At 39.7% G+C, this 17888-nt stretch carries 12 protein-coding genes; 8 read left to right on the plus strand and 4 right to left on the minus strand.

The genetic code is table 11. The annotated features are described in order from the left end of the window. Positions 1 to 73 precede the first annotated feature (73 nt). The gene (locus HT693_RS02900) at positions 74 to 1282 is read left to right on the plus strand and encodes an ATP-binding protein (protein WP_119920161.1); all 1209 of its coding nucleotides are present in this window, start codon (positions 74 to 76) and stop codon (positions 1280 to 1282) included. Positions 1283 to 1744: 462 nt separating this feature from the next. On the opposite strand, the gene HT693_RS02905 is transcribed toward HT693_RS02900, so the two are convergent. Continuing rightward, on the minus strand, positions 1745 to 2608 hold the full coding sequence (locus HT693_RS02905) for a helix-turn-helix transcriptional regulator (protein ID WP_172924790.1): 864 nt from the start codon (positions 2606 to 2608) through the stop codon (positions 1745 to 1747). Positions 2609 to 2785: 177 nt separating this feature from the next. Here HT693_RS02905 and HT693_RS12230 point away from each other — a divergent pair, with 177 nt between their 5' ends. The 7 genes from HT693_RS12230 to HT693_RS12350 all read left to right on the plus strand — a co-directional run bounded on the left by HT693_RS12230 (position 2786) and on the right by HT693_RS12350 (position 9464). Further along, complete coding sequence (locus tag HT693_RS12230; RefSeq protein ID WP_000544605.1) at positions 2786 to 2959, plus strand: PhrA family quorum-sensing system peptide; 174 nt, start codon at positions 2786 to 2788, stop codon at positions 2957 to 2959. Between the two features lie 164 nt (positions 2960 to 3123). Next, positions 3124 to 3417 carry a hypothetical protein gene (locus HT693_RS02910; RefSeq protein ID WP_000748217.1) on the plus strand — a complete coding sequence of 98 codons (294 nt, stop codon included), beginning with the start codon at positions 3124 to 3126 and terminating at the stop codon, positions 3415 to 3417. A gap of 6 nt (positions 3418 to 3423) precedes the next feature. Further along, entirely contained in the window at positions 3424 to 5625 is a 2202-nt protein-coding gene (locus HT693_RS02915) for an ABC transporter permease (protein WP_000221426.1), read from the plus strand. A 4-nt stretch (positions 5626 to 5629) separates the two neighbouring features. After that, positions 5630 to 6286 (plus strand): ATP-binding cassette domain-containing protein, encoded by a 657-nt coding sequence (locus HT693_RS02920; protein WP_050208512.1) that lies wholly within the window; start codon positions 5630 to 5632, stop codon positions 6284 to 6286. Between the two features lie 113 nt (positions 6287 to 6399). After that, entirely contained in the window at positions 6400 to 8415 is a 2016-nt protein-coding gene (locus tag HT693_RS02925; RefSeq protein WP_000732381.1) for a DUF1430 domain-containing protein, read from the plus strand. 1 nt (position 8416) lies between these two features. After that, positions 8417 to 9049, plus strand: coding sequence for an ABC transporter ATP-binding protein (locus tag HT693_RS02930; protein ID WP_172924794.1), 633 nt, complete (start codon positions 8417 to 8419; stop codon positions 9047 to 9049). Between the two features lie 136 nt (positions 9050 to 9185). Further along, positions 9186 to 9464: a hypothetical protein gene (locus HT693_RS12350; RefSeq protein WP_000712962.1), complete on the plus strand. Its 279-nt coding sequence runs from the start codon at positions 9186 to 9188 to the stop codon at positions 9462 to 9464. 508 nt (positions 9465 to 9972) lie between these two features. Here HT693_RS12350 and ndk read toward each other — a convergent pair. The 3 genes from ndk to rpoB form a co-directional block, all read right to left on the minus strand. Further along, the gene (gene ndk, locus HT693_RS02940; RefSeq protein WP_172924796.1) at positions 9973 to 10386 is read right to left on the minus strand and encodes a nucleoside-diphosphate kinase; all 414 of its coding nucleotides are present in this window, start codon (positions 10384 to 10386) and stop codon (positions 9973 to 9975) included. Positions 10387 to 10496: 110 nt separating this feature from the next. After that, complete coding sequence (rpoC, locus tag HT693_RS02945; RefSeq protein WP_172924798.1) at positions 10497 to 14174, minus strand: DNA-directed RNA polymerase subunit beta'; 3678 nt, start codon at positions 14172 to 14174, stop codon at positions 10497 to 10499. Between the two features lie 32 nt (positions 14175 to 14206). Further along, positions 14207 to 17818 (minus strand): DNA-directed RNA polymerase subunit beta, encoded by a 3612-nt coding sequence (rpoB, locus tag HT693_RS02950; protein ID WP_172924800.1) that lies wholly within the window; start codon positions 17816 to 17818, stop codon positions 14207 to 14209. Positions 17819 to 17888: the final 70 nt, after the last annotated feature.

Genomic DNA, 17888 nt, shown 5'->3' on the forward strand with positions numbered 1-17888 from the left:
ACAAATTAAATATTATTTCTAAATATTTGAAAATAACATCTATTTGTATTATACTATTTTTGAGGTAACCATTATGAACTATATTAAAAGACCACATTATTTAGACTTTCTAAGAAGACATCGTGACCGACAAATCATCAAAGTTGTTAGTGGAGTTAGACGAGCTGGTAAATCTGTTCTCTTTCAACTCTATAAAGAAGAGTTACTAGCAACTGGGGTAGACGAGGATCAGATTATATCCATCAATTTCGAAGATTTGAGTTACTATGATCTGCGACATTTTCAAACATTATTCGCTTATATAAAAGAGCAGTTAGTTGGGGAGAAAACATACTATATCTTTTTAGATGAAATTCAACATGTTGAAAAATTTGAACTAGTTGCAGATAGCCTATTCATCCTACCAAATGTTGACCTCTATTTGACTGGATCAAACGCCTACTTTATGAGCAGCCAATTAGCAACAAACTTAACTGGTCGGTATGTTGAGATAGAGGTTCTTCCTTTGTCATTTGAAGAATATCTATCAGGTCAATCTCTCACAGAAAATCTGAATACAACAGAAATTTTTAACAATTATCTCTTTAGTGCTTTCCCTTACTTATTACAAACATCATCTTACGCTGAAAAAATTGACTATCTCAGAGGAATATATAACTCCATACTGTTAAATGATATTGTCACTAGATTGGGAAATCCAAATCCTACTATTATTGAGCGCATTGTCCGAACCCTTCTCAGTAGTACAGGTAGCTTAATATCAACAAATAAGATTCGTAATACCCTGGTCAGCCAAAACGTTTCAATCTCCCATAATACTTTGGAAAATTATTTGACGACTTTGACAGATAGTTTGCTTTTTTATTCCGTTCCACGTTTTGATGTAAAAGGTCGAGCATTATTGCAACGCTTAGAAAAATATTATCCCGTTGATTTAGGTTTACGACATCTCTTATTACCAGACCACAAGGAAGACATTGGGCATATCTTGGAAAATATGGTATATTTGGAATTAAGACGTAGATATTCACAAGTATATGTTGGTAATTTAGATAAATATGAGGTTGATTTTGTTGTTGTAACTGATCTTGGTCACTACGCTTATTATCAAGTCAGTGAAACAACACTTGCTCCTGAAACACTAGAAAGAGAACTTAGACCACTAGAAGCCATTAAAGATCAATTCCCCAAGTATCTATTAACAATGGATACGATTCAGCCAACAGCCAATTACAATGGAATTGAGAAGAAAAATATCATAGATTGGTTACTAGAAAAATAGATAAATATAAATCATACAGCTAACTAGATTTGTAACAGTCTGTTATCAATGATTCTACTCAACCCCTAACAAGATATAGTGAATTTAGAACACACTATATAGTACAGACACTTGAAAATAGAAATTGGGGATGAAAGGGGATCTATAATTTCTGGAAGTACTATCAAAAATTAATATCATAGTCTTATTAGAGAATAGCATCACCCACTTTCTCAAATAAGATTAAATTATAACTGAATTATAATGAAAAAGAGACTGAGCAATCAGTCTTTAAAACCCTAAAAAACGCATACTATCAGGTGTTGAATGAACTGCACCCGCATAGCGGGTGGTTTTTTTGTCTCGCACCTAACGGAGCGAGACGAACTAATAGTCACATAATCATAAGGCTGATAGTATTAATCTAACTATCAGCCTTACAGGCTATTTAATGTTTAAGTAACACTCCAATATCAAGATAAACTAAACAGCATCTAGTTCCTTCAAATAATTTTCTATCTTCATCAACATTAAAGGATTGTTATAAATCTTGCATAGCTCTCTTGCTTCTATATAATAATTTTTGACTTGTTCTTTGCCAAGGAATTGTGTTCCACAATTTCCAATGAGAACGAGCAGGGGAGCTAGTTGGTAACTTGTTTGCCTCTCTTTACAGAGTTCGATAGTCTCAAGAGCTTCTTGGATGGCTTCATTATATTTTTCCTTTGATACTAGGTAGTGAGCGTAATTGTAACGAACTCTGATGTAGCCAAATAAAAACTCTTGATGCTCAAAATTTTTTGTCTGATATAACTCCATCAAATGAGAGTAGTTTGCCTCATATTCTTGTTCACGACCCACTAAGGAATAGAAATTAGATAGAGTATTCAAGGCCTTTAAATAAATCAGAGTATTTGAAGAGACTTTTAATAATATATTTTCCAATGACGAAATTGACTCACACTTACTGTCGTATTGATAGAAGTCAATTATAGATTTAATCCATTCAAGGTAAGTTCGGTCTTCTAATGTTAGAAAAGTGCTTCGTTCTACCTCTATTTTATAAAGATATTCTAAATCGTCATAATTTCTGTCATCTAATAGGCGAGCAGATAGATGTTTGAAATTAGAGAGGTTAGACTTAACTTCGATTTGTTCATTGAAAAAGTAATCCAAAGGGACTTCAAGTCGTTGAGAGAGTTTGAATAACAAGTCTGCGGAGGGAATAAAATGACCTCTTTCAATTTTACTAATCTGGCTTTGTTCACAAATTCCTTCTGCAAGAGTTTGTTGGGAGAGTCTCAACTCTTTTCTTTTCAATCTGAATTTCTCTGCGAGTGTATTCATTAAAGATAATAAACCTTCCTATTTGCCTAATTTCATTATAAAGTTTTTAGTTCAAAATAGCAAGTTAAAGGAATAAATAATTCTTTATGGTAATAACAAGAAAAAAAAGTTAAAAATTACATAAAAATACTTGACTAAATAAAATATATCTGTTAGAATAAAAAGAAAGGGGTTTCATTGCATGAGAAAAAACGTGGAATTAAAAAATTAGTTACATTTGCATTGCTAGGTGTTTTTATGTTTAGTAATACAATTCCTTACCAACAGTTTATTCAGAAGAATAAACAATTGGAGATTCGAGTGCAATCGCAAAAGAAGTCCAATGGTCTTGATGTTGGGAAGGCTGATTAGTTGATTAAATGATGAAAATACTATTAACTATATAGTATTTCTGTTTTATCTAATTTTTAATTAGAAAGAAGGGATTCCGATGTACTAGGGTATGATTTGTTGATATTTCTAAATGCAGTCATTGTTATTGTTAGATTTTAAGTGAAAGAAATGAGGGCTTTACGATGAAGAAAAGCATAAAAAAAATAATTACAACATCTTTACTTGCACTGACTTTAGCTGGTGCAGGTGGTTCGATTGTTTCAGCTGCAACAGTTTGGTATAAAGGTACTGCAGTTTATTGGGATTATGGTCGTACTGCTGGCCTTTGGAGCTATTCAAATGTTCAGTCTAGTGTTTACGAACACTCAGCAACTGCTAACGGGGCATTCTCAGGCTGGCAATCACCTGGAGTAGAAGCACGTGTTTCTAAATTCATCGGAACTGCTACAGCTGAATGTTACTGGAATTGTAGGTAAGTACCTATGACATACAAAAACATGTTATTAGGTAAAATGAAATACTTAATCCTGTTTTTGATTGCCATCCAGAGTGTCTTACTTGCTCTGGTGGCAATTTTTTTAGCAGGTTTACAGTATCAACAGTCATGGCAGAGTTATAATCATCATTCCGAAACTGTAACAGTTTATCTTCAGAAGTTAACAGAAGAGCAATCACAAGATGTATTTAATTATTTTTTAGAACAGAGTGACTTGTCCATATGGACAAAACGTTCTGAAAGTAGTGATACAGGAGAAGGTCTAAATAGGATTTATATAGACATCCTTGGCAGCTCTGCTGGTTTTTCAGATTTTGAAAGTACGGGTAAAATAGTAGTCTCACAACAACAATTTGCAGATTTATTATCTCATAGTGATAATAGTATGACTATTGGACTTGACAAAGGCTCAAATAATATGCTTTACGAGCTTCCAGATTTATTATTTAGCACACCTGTAGTCATTGAACGATTAGATTATACTTTTCAAAACACTAATACGATCAATGGGATATACCATATCAATGGTCTCCACGATGCTGTCTCAAGAGATAACTTTCTGTTGCATCTTTCAAAGATGTCAGGTATTTCTGTTGAGGATTTGACAAAAGAAAGTTTTGGAAGTAGTACTGATCAGGGAATTTGGGGAATAATACTTGCTATCAGCATCTTAGTAAATGCCTTCATTTTACTGATTCTATTCTTAATCTGTGTTCTTCAATCCTTTAAACATTTCGGAACATTGATTCTTTTAGGATGGGATAGAAAAGAATTATGGTCTGCTTTTTTCAAAAATTCTCTACTATTTTCAATCTACATTATTCCAATTATCTCTTTATGTAGTTGGTTGTTGTCAGGCTGGTCTAGTTTTGGTTTATCATCGTTTATTCTAGTTTTTGCTGGAGTCAGCCTCTCAGTCTTGTTGCTACTATTGATATTCATTATTCCAACGATTATTGTTTATTCGGTTTCTCCATTAGCCGCAATTCATAAACGATTACCAATGAAGCCTTTAATGGTAACCTGCTTGTTATTCTATACCTTGGTAGCTGGTTTGTTAATCGCAGTCAGTTACTCTTTAGATGCTCCAACGAATCAGTTTATTGATAATATGAAAGTATCTAGGGAGTGGAAAAATGTTGAAGATATGTACGTTATCTCCAGCTTTGTTGAGGGAGATGATGTAGGTACATATGCAGGAACTACAAATTCCCTTGAGCGTAGTATGTATAACTTTTACCAGCGTATATCTGAGCTTCCAGGTGTCTATATTGCCCAAGGAAAATTTCTTAATCAGGAGTACCTTGATGCAGTCTATGGGACATACCAACATGTCCCTAAAAAACCATTTTGGTATTTGAAATTCTCCTATAATTACCTGCAAGAGTTAGGTATTCCCCTAAGTGATGAGGAGTTGCTAGAGATGAGGAATGGTACTCGACTTTATCTTCTACCTAACACGCTCAATACAGAAGAACTTGAGGCGATGAAGGCTTATTTACAGGAAAGTGTCACTGTAAAACCGGGAGATTTACAAACTAATTTCACAGAAAATCCGAAATTTATGTTCAAGGTTTACCAACCGTCTCGACCAATATTTACTTGGTCAGATTCCATTTCTTATGGTACAACTAGTGAGAATCCAGTTATTTTTGTCTCAACACCAGAGAATCTATATTTCATGGAGTCGGCAAACTTAGTTGTCAGCGGCTATAATGGTCTTTTGAAGATTCGTGATAGGGAAACAATGGAACAGGTAGTGTCCGTTTTAGAAACAGAATTTCCAGATTTAACGGATAATCGGTTGAGTTTTACAACTGTCAAGAACTTTATCAATGGTCTTCAAAAAGATCTGAGTTATACATTTTATCTTTTCGGCACGATTATAGCGATTATCATCATTACGATGATGGCTATTTTCTGGAGTTTTGTCTTAATGTACCGCTTGTTATTTGAAGAAAAATTGTATGTTCAATACTTTATGGGATTCTCACCATGGAAAAGATATATTGGTGTGGTTTCTCTCATTATTAGTTTTTCTGTGATGGAACTAATCGTTTCTATCTTGGTGGGTTCTAAGTTGGGAATAGTCATGACACTAGCTACATTTGCTTTTCAGATAATGCTTCTTTACTTCAGTTTGTTCCGTAAAGAAGGAGAGAGTATCATACAATCATTTAAGGAGTAATCTCATGTCTAGAATTTCAGTACAAAATGTATCAAAACAATTTGGTTCAAGAGAAATTTTCAAAGACTTAAGCTTTGATATTGAGGAAAATGAATTTGTAGCTTTAGTAGGACCTTCTGGTTCTGGAAAATCGACTATCCTCAATATGATTGGACTATTGGATACTGTTGACAGTGGTAAAATCCTAATCAACGGAAAAGTTTTGCCTAAGGTAAATTCGCAATCAGCAGTTCATTATCGAAGGAATGTCATCAACTATCTTTTTCAATCCAATGCACTCATTTCTACATCTAGTGTGAAAGATAACCTGATGCTTGCCATGACTTTTTCGAATTTCTCTAGACAGGAGAAAGAGCAGAGAATCAAGGAAACGCTAGAATTTGTTGGTCTACAAAATCGGTTAAATAGTAAAGTCAATGAATTATCGGGAGGTGAACAGCAGAGAATTGCGATTGTGAGAGCTATTTTAAAGCCCGGAGATATTGTCCTAGCAGATGAACCAACCGGATCGTTAGATCCTGAAATGTCTCAAAAAGCATTCGATTTGATTCGAACTTTGAGAGATCAATTTAGTAAAACAATTTTGGTTGTTACGCATAACATGGAGCAAGCACGGCAATGTGATAGGATTATTTCACTGGAGTCAGTTCTTGTAAATTAACTCAACCATTATTAGCACTTGATACGGTTACTTCTATCAATAGTTCAGTAAGCTTGTTAGTTTATAGAGGGCAGGAGTATTTCTGCCCTCTGTTTTAGAATAAGGAATGCACTATGAAAAAATTATTTATACTCATATCCAACCTGCTTGCTAGTTTGTTCTTTGTTTGGGTATTTACCATTTGGACTGATACATATGTCTCCCATTATTACCCCAACGTTGTTGTACGTGATTCTTCCCCTGAAACAACTTTTCAGCATGTTGCTACACGCTTGGAAAAACTAGCAGAAGAAACAGATAGCTTTATTGCGATTCAACACCAAGATCCTAACTCAGAAGGTACTACAGTTTTTTCTTATACGACCTTTGGGGACGGAAAGTTGCCTGATGGGCTTCAGGAAAAAAATCTAGAAGATGCTCAAAGTAGTAGTGTTGAAACAAACTATTTTGTATTCGATGGACACCTAGATATTCACTTGCTAAGGGAGGAGCTAAGTCAACTTGGCTTGACTAACATGCACCTGACAATTCCATCTAAACTATCTACGTTAATGGCTATCTTTAGTAACGGATTTCAGTTAATCAGTCTATTGATTTTCATCTTAACCTTTGTAGCACTGACTTTAATTAGTCAAATTAGCCAATTACGGTCATCGGGCATTCGCCTCATTTCAGGAGAGAAACGGTGGTCCATTTTCCTTAGACCAGTTGGTGAGGATTTGAAAGGGATAGCTGTTGGTTTCAGTTTAGCTGGCGTGCTCGCCATTCTTATGCAAAAAATTCTGTCGCTTCCAACGCAATCCCTAATGACCATAGGAGCAGGCTTGCTCAGTTATAATCTCATCTTGTTGTCGATCTCCCTGTTTTTCGCTCAACTCTTCGCAGTTGGGATAAAAAAGATACACCTGATGCAGATTATAAAAGGGCAAGTGCCTGTCAGAGGAATCATTAGTTTGATTTTAATCGGTCAACTGTTAGCGATTATTATTGTAACGCTGGGAATAGGGAGTAGCTTAAAGTATTCCCAAGCCTGGCAACAGCATCGGATTGGACAAGAGGTTTGGAGTCAGGAAAGACAACTGATTACCCTATCAATCAGCCGTGAAGGAACGAGTCCTGGTTTTGATGAACAAGCTCAAAGGAAACTCAGAACTTGGTATCAATTGATGGATCTGGCTGTTTCAGAACAAAAGGCTTTCTTATCTAGACACCAGTTAATTGACCGTACTTTGCAAAATGGCATGGCTTCCTCCAAAAACTTGACAACCTCTACAGAATGGCACGATTACAGCCCGAATGGCAATGTCCTTATCGTCACACCGCATTACTTGGAGCGTCAAAACATTCCTGTAGATACAACTATTAAGCAAAAGATGAATCACCTTAATGTAGGGGAGTTTGTCTTATTGCTGCCTGAACACCTCCGTTCAGAGGAAGAACATTATAAATCTGTTTTTGAAGACGACTTAACCAGTCGCATGTCTAGTCAAGATGAACGACAGCAAATGACTGCTACGGTAGGTTATTTAGAATCAGGTCAGGATCGTTTTGTGTATAATACGACCCCTATTTCTTACCAGCAGTTTTTGAAAGATCCAATCATCATTGTTATAACACCCCAATCAACTGGTCCACAGTCCATTTTGTTTTGGATAGACGCAGTACAGAACTACGTTCTCTTTAATCAATTGTCTGATGCCCAGGAGCTTATCCAGAGACAAGGCATTGAAAATTGGGTCTCAGAAATGCAAACAGGTTACCACAACTACATCACATTATTGGATAATATCCAGAGGGAACGTTGGGTAATGCTAGCAGGAGCTGTGCTTGGGATTGCAACTTCAATCTTGCTGTTTAACACTATGAATAGGCTCTACTTTGAAGAATTTAGACGTGCCATTTTTATCAAACGCATTGCAGGTCTCAGGTTCTTAGAAATCCATCGCACTTATCTCTTTGCTCAACTGGGTGTGTTTTTACTGGGATTTGTTGCGAGTGTATTTCTTCAGGTAGAGATAGGAGTTGCTTTCTTAGTCTTGTTACTCTTTACTGGTCTATCTCTTTTACAGTTACATGTCCAAATGCAGAAAGAAAACAAGATGTCCATGCTTGTTTTGAAGGGAGGTTAATATGATTGAACTTAAACAGGTGAGTAAATCTTTTGGAGAACGAAAGTTATTTTCGAATCTTTCAATGACATTTGAGGCTGGAAAAGTCTATGCCTTAATTGGTTCAAGTGGTAGCGGAAAAACAACCTTGATGAACATGATTGGGAAATTAGAACCTTATGATGGGACGATTTTTTACCGAGGTAAAGACTTGGCCAATTATAAATCGAGTGATTTTTTCCGTCACGAATTGGGCTACCTCTTCCAGAACTTTGGCTTAATTGAAAACCAAAGTATTGAAGAAAACCTTAAGCTAGGTCTCATTGGTCAAAAGTTGAGTCGGTCGGAACAGCGGTTGAGGCAGAAGCAGGCTTTAGAACAGGTCGGCCTGGCTTATCTTAACCTAGATAAGCGCATCTTTGAGTTATCGGGCGGAGAATCGCAACGGGTTGCCTTGGCAAAAGTTATCTTAAAGAATCCACCCTTTATTCTGGCAGATGAGCCAACAGCTTCAATAGACCCAGCAACTTCTCAGTTGATTATGGAGATTTTGCTATCTCTTCGAGATGATAATAGGCTAATCATTATCGCAACACATAATCCGGCAATTTGGGAGATGGCTGATGAAGTGTTCACGATGGATCGTCTGAAATAAAAATCCTTGTTTTTAATTGCACGATGAGTTACTGAAATATTATCATGAATCAAGAATTGGAGTTAATTTAGAATTGTACTTTATTAATATTGAGGTAACTTTTTCTTAAGGAAGAAATAGTAGAGAGGAAGTTAGAATGAAAAAATTCGACAATTATATTATTGAGAAGCCTTGCGATTCTAATTCAGATAAACTGCAAAAAATCTTAATAATTGAAAATTTGGTAGATGATATTTTGCAATTTCCTCTCAGAATCAATAATAGTGTAGGAGAGATTTTCCTCCTACAACCGTTTCAAAAGAAAACTATCTTTATTCCATGTTATTTTGAGGAAGATATTGTGAAAGTCAAAGATGATGATAAAGTTGAGTGGAATTTGTTAGAATTTCAAAAATTTAGAGCATTTTTGGCTTAGTAATCTGTGTTGAAGGCTCAAAACCTATGGTAAAAAAGTCGCTTTGAAAACGTATTGCCTCCAAAGATTTAGTTAAATAATGATTTAACACAAAAAGAAATTATTGAAGTTCTGGAAAGATATTGTTTCAGTATTGAGAAAAGGTGGGAAAAACTTGCGATTTTCACAGAGAAAGGAAGAAAAAGTATAGAAATATAGTCAATTGAAACAAGAACAGGACAAAAGAACCTTTTGTGCCATATTTTTCTCCTTTCGCTTTACAATTGGCTTGAACACCTTTATTGTATCGCGTTTGGAGTTTTTTTGGTATAACCTTCGACGCGCACCCGCATAGCGGGTGTTTTTTTGTCTCGCACCTAACGGAGCGAGACGAACTAATAGTCACTTAATCAAAAAACGCACCATATCAAAAACTAAAAAGTTTGATATCATGCGTTATGTCTTAAACTAATTGACTATACTTTCTATTCAAATGAGCTTTTAACCAATTGATTGAGCCAATCCACTCTTAAAACCAAAGAGCAATTTCTCGCTTAGCTGACTCTTCTGAATCTGAACCATGTACAACATTTTGGATAACCTCATTTTCTCCAGCAGCTTTTGCAAAGTCACCTCGAATAGTGCCTGGTAAAGCTTCTTCTGGACGAGTTGCACCCATCATGGTCCGCCAAGTTTCGATTACTTTGGGATCAGAAATGATACCTACAAGAACCGGTCCTGAAGTCATAAATTCACGAATCGGTGGGTAAAAACTTTGACCAACCAAGTCCTGATAGTGCTGGTCAATTAACTCTTCTGAAAGCTGTGTACGCAACTCCAATTTTTCAATTGTAAATCCACGTTGTTCGATACGTTTCAACACTTCACCCACTAGTCCTCTTTTTACACCGTCTGGTTTAATGATAAAAAATGTTTGTTCCATACCCGTCTCCTTTGTCAGCTTCTTTCTTTTATTTTACCATATTTCATGGAAAAATGGAGAAAGTTTTCAGAAAAGAGAATGAGAGAACCCGAGGGCTCTCTCATTCTCTTTTATTCTACTGTTTCTTCCACAGTTTCAACGGCAGTATCCACAACTACTTCTGTTGTTTCTTCGTTTCCTTCTTCCTCTACTGGAGGATTAAGGTATTCTTCTTCGTTGATAGCATGTGGTTCAAGGTTACGGTAACGGGCCATACCAGTACCAGCTGGGATGATCTTACCGATGATAACATTTTCTTTAAGTCCAAGGAGATGGTCTTTCTTACCACGGATAGCCGCATCTGTAAGGACACGAGTTGTCTCCTGGAAGGAAGCCGCTGACAAGAAACTGTTGGTTTCAAGTGAGGCTTTGGTAATTCCCATAAGGACTGGTCGACCTGTCGCTGGAACTCCACCTGCGATCAGGACATCTTTGTTGGCATCTGTAAAGTCATTGATATCCATGAGGGTACCCATGAGAAGATCTGTGTCACCTGGATCCATGACACGGACTTTACGAATCATTTGACGAACCATTACCTCGATGTGTTTGTCACCGATTTCTACCCCTTGGCTACGGTAAACTTTTTGTACTTCACCGAGAAGGTAAGTTTCAACTGACAAGACATCACGAACTGCAAGGAGACGTTTTGGTTGGATAGAACCTTCTGTCAGAGCAGCACCACGCGCTACTTGGTTCCCAACTTCAACACGCATACGAGCTGTAAATGGAACAACGTACTCACCTTCGCCAGTTTCACCTTTAACAAAGACTTTCTTGGTACGAGTTGATGCATCTTCTTCGATAGCGGTAACTTGTCCTTTAACCTCTGTGATAACCGCTTCCCCTTTAGGATTGCGGGCTTCAAAGATTTCTTGGACACGAGGAAGACCCTGAGTGATATCGGTATTTGAGGCAACCCCACCCGTGTGGAAGGTACGCATTGTAAGCTGTGTACCAGGTTCCCCGATAGATTGGGCAGCGATTGTTCCAACTGCTTCACCAACTTCAACCGCATCACCAGTCGCCAAGTTGATACCATAACAGTGACGGCAGACACCGTGACGAGTGTTACATGTAAATACAGAGCGGATAGTCACTTCTTCCACACCAGCATTGACAATTTCACGCGCCTTGTCTTCTGTAATCAACTCATTTGGACCGATAATAACTGCACCAGTTTCTGGATGTTTAACAGTTTTCTTAGTGTAACGACCGTTGAGACGCTCTTCGAGAGACTCGATCATCTCTTTTCCTTCTGCGATAGAACAGATCAAGAGACCACGGTCAGTTCCACAGTCGTCCTCACGGATGATAACGTCTTGGGCAACGTCGACCAAACGACGAGTCAAGTAACCTGAGTCAGCTGTCTTAAGGGCCGTATCGGTCATACCTTTACGAGCACCGTGAGTTGAGAAGAACATTTCCAATACCGACAAACCTTCGCGGAAGTTTGAAAGGATTGGCAATTCCATGATACGTCCATTCGGAGCAGCCATCAGACCACGCATACCGGCAAGCTGTGAGAAGTTTGAGATGTTACCACGGGCTCCAGAGTCCATCATCATAACGATTGGGTTCTTAGGATCTTGATTAGCAATCAAGCGTTTCTCAAGTTTTTCACGGGCAGCACGCCATTCAGCTGTAACAGCATTGTAACGCTCGTCGTCTGTGATCATACCACGACGGAATTGTTTGGTGATTTGTTCGACACGTTTGTGTGATTCTTCAATGATTTCAGCCTTGTCATCAACGACTGGGATATCGGCAATACCCACTGTCAATCCTGCAAGAGTTGAGTGGTGGTAACCGAGGTTCTTCATGCGGTCAAGTAGGGCAGAAGTTTCTGTCGTACGGAAACGTTTGAAGATTTCAGCGATGATATTTCCAAGGTTTTTCTTCTTGAATGGAGGGTTGAGCTCAAGATTGCTGATTGCTTCCTTGATATCTCCACCAAGTGGCAAGAAGTATTTAGCTGGAACACCTTCTGTCAAGTTGGCATTGTTTGGTTCTTGCAAGTATGGTAGCCCCTCTGGCATGATATCGTTGAAGAGAATTTTACCAACTGTTGTAAGCAAGACCTTATGTCTTTGCTCTTCTGTCCAAGGCTTGTTGAGGCTGTCTGTTGCGATACCAACACGTGAGTGGAGGTGAACATAACCATTGCGGTAAGCCATAACCGCTTCGTCACGGTCTTTGAAGACCATTCCTTCACCTTCGCGACCAGCTTCTTCCATGGTCAAGTAGTAGTTACCCAAAACCATGTCCTGAGATGGAGTAACAACTGGTTTACCATCTTTCGGGTTCAAGATGTGCTCAGCAGCTAGCATAAGGATACGAGCTTCTGCTTGGGCTTCTTCTGAAAGCGGTACGTGGATGGCCATTTGGTCCCCGTCAAAGTCGGCATTGTAGGCTTCACAGACAAGTGGGTGCAAGCGAAGGGCCTTACCATCAATCAAGACTGGCTCGAAGGCTTGGATACCCAAACGGTGAAGGGTCGGTGCGCGGTTCAAAAGCACTGGGTGTTCTTTGATCACTTCTTCAAGGATATCCCAGATACGCTCATCTCCGCGTTCCACCAAGCGTTTAGCAGCTTTGACGTTCTGCACGATATCACGAGCGACTATTTCACGCATGACGAATGGTTTAAAGAGCTCAATCGCCATTTCACGTGGCACACCACATTGGTACATCTTAAGAGTTGGACCAACGGCGATAACGGAACGTCCTGAGAAGTCAACACGTTTACCGAGCAAGTTTTGACGGAAGCGTCCTTGTTTACCTTTAAGCATGTGACTCAATGATTTAAGAGGACGGCTACCTGGTCCTGTGATTGGACGACCACGACGACCATTGTCAATCAAAGCGTCAACTGCTTCTTGAAGCATACGCTTCTCATTTTGAACGATGATACCAGGCGCATTCAACTCAAGCAAACGAGCCAAACGGTTGTTACGGTTGATAACACGGCGGTAAAGGTCGTTCAAGTCAGATGAGGCAAAACGGCCACCATCCAACTGCAACATTGGACGAAGATCTGGTGGAATAACTGGAAGGATGTTGAGAATCATCCATTCAGGTTTGTTTCCAGACTTGTAAAAGGCATCCAAAACATCCAAACGACGGATGGCTTTGACACGTTTTTGTCCAGTTGCTGTTTTCAACTCTTCTTTGAGTTCAGCAATTTCTTTTTCAAGATCTACTTGTTTCAAGAGGTCTTGGATGGCTTCGGCACCCATCTTGGCAACGAATGATCCATAACCATACTCACGCAAACGCTCACGGTATTCGCGCTCTGTCATGATAGACTTGTGCTCAAGTGGTGTATCCTTAGGGTCAATCACCACATAAGCCGCAAAGTAGATCACTTCCTCAAGGGCACGAGGGCTCATATCAAGGGTCAAGCCCATACGGCTTGGAATCCCCTTGAAGTACCAGATGTGAGATACAGGAGCTTTCAATTCGATATGTCCCATACGCTCACGACGAACTTTTGTACGCGTTACTTCAACCCCACAGCGGTCACAAACAATCCCTCTGTAACGAATGCGTTTGTACTTACCACAAGCACATTCCCAGTCTTTTGTAGGACCAAAGATAACTTCATCAAAGAGTCCTTCACGTTCTGGTTTCAAGGTACGGTAATTGATTGTTTCAGGTTTTTTAACTTCTCCATAAGACCATGAACGGACTTTGCTTGGAGAAGCTAGGGTGATTTGCATACTTTTAAAACGATTTACATCAACCACTATTTCTTCCCTTTCTATTCTAAGTGAACTGCTTATTCTTGTTCAGCAGCTTCTTCTGTTGCTTCCGCTTTTGTTGCTTTCTCAGCTTCTTCAGCTTCAAAGGCTGCTTTAGCCTCTTGTGCTGCTTTTTCGCGGGCTTTTTCAAGGTCATCTACGTGGATGACATCTTCGTCCATTCCTTCATCCAAGTCGCGAAGTTCCACTTCTTGGTCATCTTCGTCTAGGACACGCATGTCAAGACCAAGAGATTGCAATTCTTTGACAAGAACTCGGAAGGATTCTGGAACACCTGGTTTTGGAATTGGTTTTCCTTTTGTAATAGCTTCATAAGCTTTCAGACGTCCATTGATATCGTCAGACTTGTAAGTCAAGATTTCTTGAAGGACATTTGACGCACCGTAGGCTTCAAGAGCCCAAACCTCCATCTCACCGAAACGTTGTCCACCAAACTGAGCTTTACCTCCGAGTGGTTGTTGGGTAACGGTTGAGTATGGTCCGACTGAACGTGCGTGCAATTTATCATCAACCATGTGGTGGAGTTTGATCATGTACATGACACCAACTGACACACGGTTATCAAACGGTTCACCAGTACGTCCATCGTAAAGGATTGTTTTGGCATCGCTATCCATACCAGCTTCTTTAACAGTTGACCAAAGGTCTTCAGAACTTGCTCCGTCAAAGACTGGTGTTGCGATGTGAATACCAAGAGTACGAGCAGCCATACCAAGGTGGAGCTCCATAACCTGACCGATATTCATACGTGATGGCACCCCAAGTGGGTTCAACATGATATCGACTGGAGTTCCATCTGGAAGGTAAGGCATGTCTTCTACAGGAACGATACGAGAGACAACCCCTTTATTTCCGTGACGTCCGGCCATCTTATCTCCGACCTTGATCTTACGTTTTTGAGCAATGTAGACGCGAACCAGCATGTTGACACCTGATTGCAGCTCATCTCCATTTGCACGTGTAAAGATCTTAACATCACGAACGACACCATCGGCACCGTGTGGTACACGAAGAGAAGTATCACGAACTTCACGTGACTTGTCTCCGAAGATAGCGTGCAAGAGACGTTCTTCAGCTGAAAGGTCTTTCTCACCCTTAGGTGTTACTTTACCTACAAGGATATCACCTTCTTTAACCTCAGCACCGATACGGATAATCCCCATTTCGTCAAGGTCTTTGAGGGCATCTTCACCAACGTTTGGAATTTCACGAGTGATTTCTTCAGGCCCAAGCTTTGTATCGCGCGTTTCTGATTCGTATTCTTCAAGGTGGACAGATGTATAAACATCGTCTTTCACCAAGCGTTCGCTCATGATAACGGCATCCTCGAAGTTGTAACCTTCCCAAGTCATGTAGGCAACGATTGGGTTTTGTCCAAGCGCCATTTCTCCATTTTCCATAGAAGGTCCGTCAGCAATGAAATCGCCTTTTTCAACGACATCGCCAACTTTAACAAGCGTACGTTGGTTGTAGGCAGTACCTGAGTTTGAACGACGGAATTTTTGGATGTGGTAAACGTCCAATGAACCATCTTCACGACGAACTTCTACCTTGTCAGCATCTGCGTAAGTAACTTTACCATCATACTGAGCAATCACAGCCGCTCCAGAATCGTGGGCTGCTTGGTATTCCATACCAGTACCAACGTAAGGTGCTTGAGGATTGATCAATGGCACAGCCTGACGTTGCATGTTGGCTCCCATGAGGGCACGGTTGGAGTCATCGTTTTCCAAGAAAGGAATACATGCTGTCGCAACGGCAACTACCTGTTTTGGTGAAACATCCATGTAGTCAACAATATTAGCTGGATACTCTTGGTTAACCCCTTGGTGACGTCCCATGACAATCTTCTCAGCAAATGTTCCATCTTCATTCAGACGAGAATTAGCCTGTGCTACAGTAAATTCATCTTCTTCATCGGCTGTCAACCAAACGATTTCGTTCGTAACAACACCTGTTTCACGGTCAACTTTACGGTATGGTGTTTGAACAAAGCCATACTTATTCAAGTGTCCGTAAGATGACAAGTTATTGATCAAACCGATGTTAGGTCCTTCAGGTGTCTCGATTGGACACATACGGCCATAGTGAGTGTAGTGCACGTCACGTACTTCATATCCAGCACGGTCACGTGTCAAACCACCAGGTCCTAAGGCTGACAAACGGCGTTTGTGAGACAACTCAGAAAGCGGGTTGTGTTGGTCCATGAACTGTGACAACTGTGATGAACCAAAGAATTCTTTCACCGCAGCTGTTACAGGACGGATATTGATGATTTGTTGTGGTGTCAAGACTTCGTTGTCCTGAACAGACATACGTTCACGGACATTACGTTCCATACGAGAAAGTCCAAGACGTACTTGGTTAGCAAGCAATTCACCAACCGCACGGATACGACGGTTTCCAAGGTGGTCGATATCATCTACACGTCCAAGCCCTTCCGCCAAGTTGAGGAAGTAGCTCATTTCAGCAAGGATATCTGCAGGAGTAACGATACGAACCTTGTCATCTGGATTAGCATTACCGATGATGGTTACAACACGGTCTGGATCAGTTGGAGCAACAACCTTGAATTTTTGAAGAACAACTGGCTCAGTCACAACGGCTGCATCATTTGGAATATAAACAATCTTGTTCAAGTCACCATCCAAATGGCTTTCAATGCTTTCAATCACACTACGAGTCATAACAGTTCCAGCTTCTACCAAGATTTCTCCTGTTTCAGGGTCTACCAATGGCTCAGCAATAGTTTGGTTAAGCAAGCGTGTTTTAACATTGAGTTTTTTATTGATCTTGTAACGACCAACTGCTGCTAAGTCATAGCGACGTGGGTCAAAGAAACGAGCCACAAGCAAGCTACGTGAGCTTTCAGCTGTCTTAGGCTCACCTGGACGAAGGCGTTCGTAGATTTCTTTCAAGGCTTCGTCTGTACGAGAGTCCATTGGATTCTTGTGGATATCTTTTTCAACAGTGTTGCGAACCAATTCGCTATCACCAAAGATATCAAAGATTTCATCATCACCTGAGAAACCAAGCGCACGAACCAAGGTTGTAAATGGAATCTTACGAGTACGGTCGATACGAGTGTAGGTAATGTCTTTTGAGTCGCTTTCAAGTTCCAACCAAGCTCCACGGTTAGGGATAACAGTTGAACCATAGCCCACTTTACCGTTCTTATCTACTTTGTCATTAAAGTAAACACCTGGCGAGCGAACCAACTGAGATACAATGATACGTTCACCACCATTGATAATGAAAGTACCCATTTCTGTCATGATCGGGAAATCACCAAAGAAAACTTCTTGGGTCTTGATTTCGCCTGTTTCTTTATTGATCAAGCGGAAGGTTACAAAAATTGGTGCTGAGTAGCTAGCATCGTGAATACGAGCTTCTTCTAGCGTATATTTGGGTTCCTTGATTTCATATCCAACAAATTCCAACTCCATTGTGTCTGTGAAGTTTGAAATTGGCAATACATCTTCAAACACTTCCTTAAGACCGTGGTCTAGGAAATCTTTGAATGAGTCAGTTTGAATTTCAATCAAATTTGGTAAGTCAAGAACTTCTTTGATTCTTGAAAAACTACGACGGGTACGATGTTTCCCGTATTGAACGTCATGTCCTGCCAAGATGATTCTCCTTTGTAAATAAGTTCCAAGCCTTGTCAATCAGGCTTTCTAATCGTCATATGGTTGTAAA

This window comes from Streptococcus sp. 2154 (assembly GCF_013277255.1).
GTDB lineage: Bacteria > Bacillota > Bacilli > Lactobacillales > Streptococcaceae > Streptococcus > Streptococcus pseudopneumoniae.

Bases quoted from the DNA above. Each gene is read 5' to 3' on its own strand.
- HT693_RS02915 (WP_000221426.1), top strand. From the start codon at position 3,424: ATGACATACAAAAACATGTTATTAGGTAAAATGAAATACTTAATCCTG.
- HT693_RS02905 (WP_172924790.1), bottom strand. From the start codon at position 2,608: ATGAATACACTCGCAGAGAAATTCAGATTGAAAAGAAAAGAGTTGAGA.
- HT693_RS02920 (WP_050208512.1), top strand. From the start codon at position 5,630: ATGTCTAGAATTTCAGTACAAAATGTATCAAAACAATTTGGTTCAAGA.
- ndk (WP_172924796.1), bottom strand. From the start codon at position 10,386: ATGGAACAAACATTTTTTATCATTAAACCAGACGGTGTAAAAAGAGGA.
- HT693_RS02910 (WP_000748217.1), top strand. From the start codon at position 3,124: ATGAAGAAAAGCATAAAAAAAATAATTACAACATCTTTACTTGCACTG.
- HT693_RS12350 (WP_000712962.1), top strand. From the start codon at position 9,186: ATGAAAAAATTCGACAATTATATTATTGAGAAGCCTTGCGATTCTAAT.
- HT693_RS02900 (WP_119920161.1), top strand. From the start codon at position 74: ATGAACTATATTAAAAGACCACATTATTTAGACTTTCTAAGAAGACAT.
- HT693_RS02930 (WP_172924794.1), top strand. From the start codon at position 8,417: ATGATTGAACTTAAACAGGTGAGTAAATCTTTTGGAGAACGAAAGTTA.
- HT693_RS02925 (WP_000732381.1), top strand. From the start codon at position 6,400: ATGAAAAAATTATTTATACTCATATCCAACCTGCTTGCTAGTTTGTTC.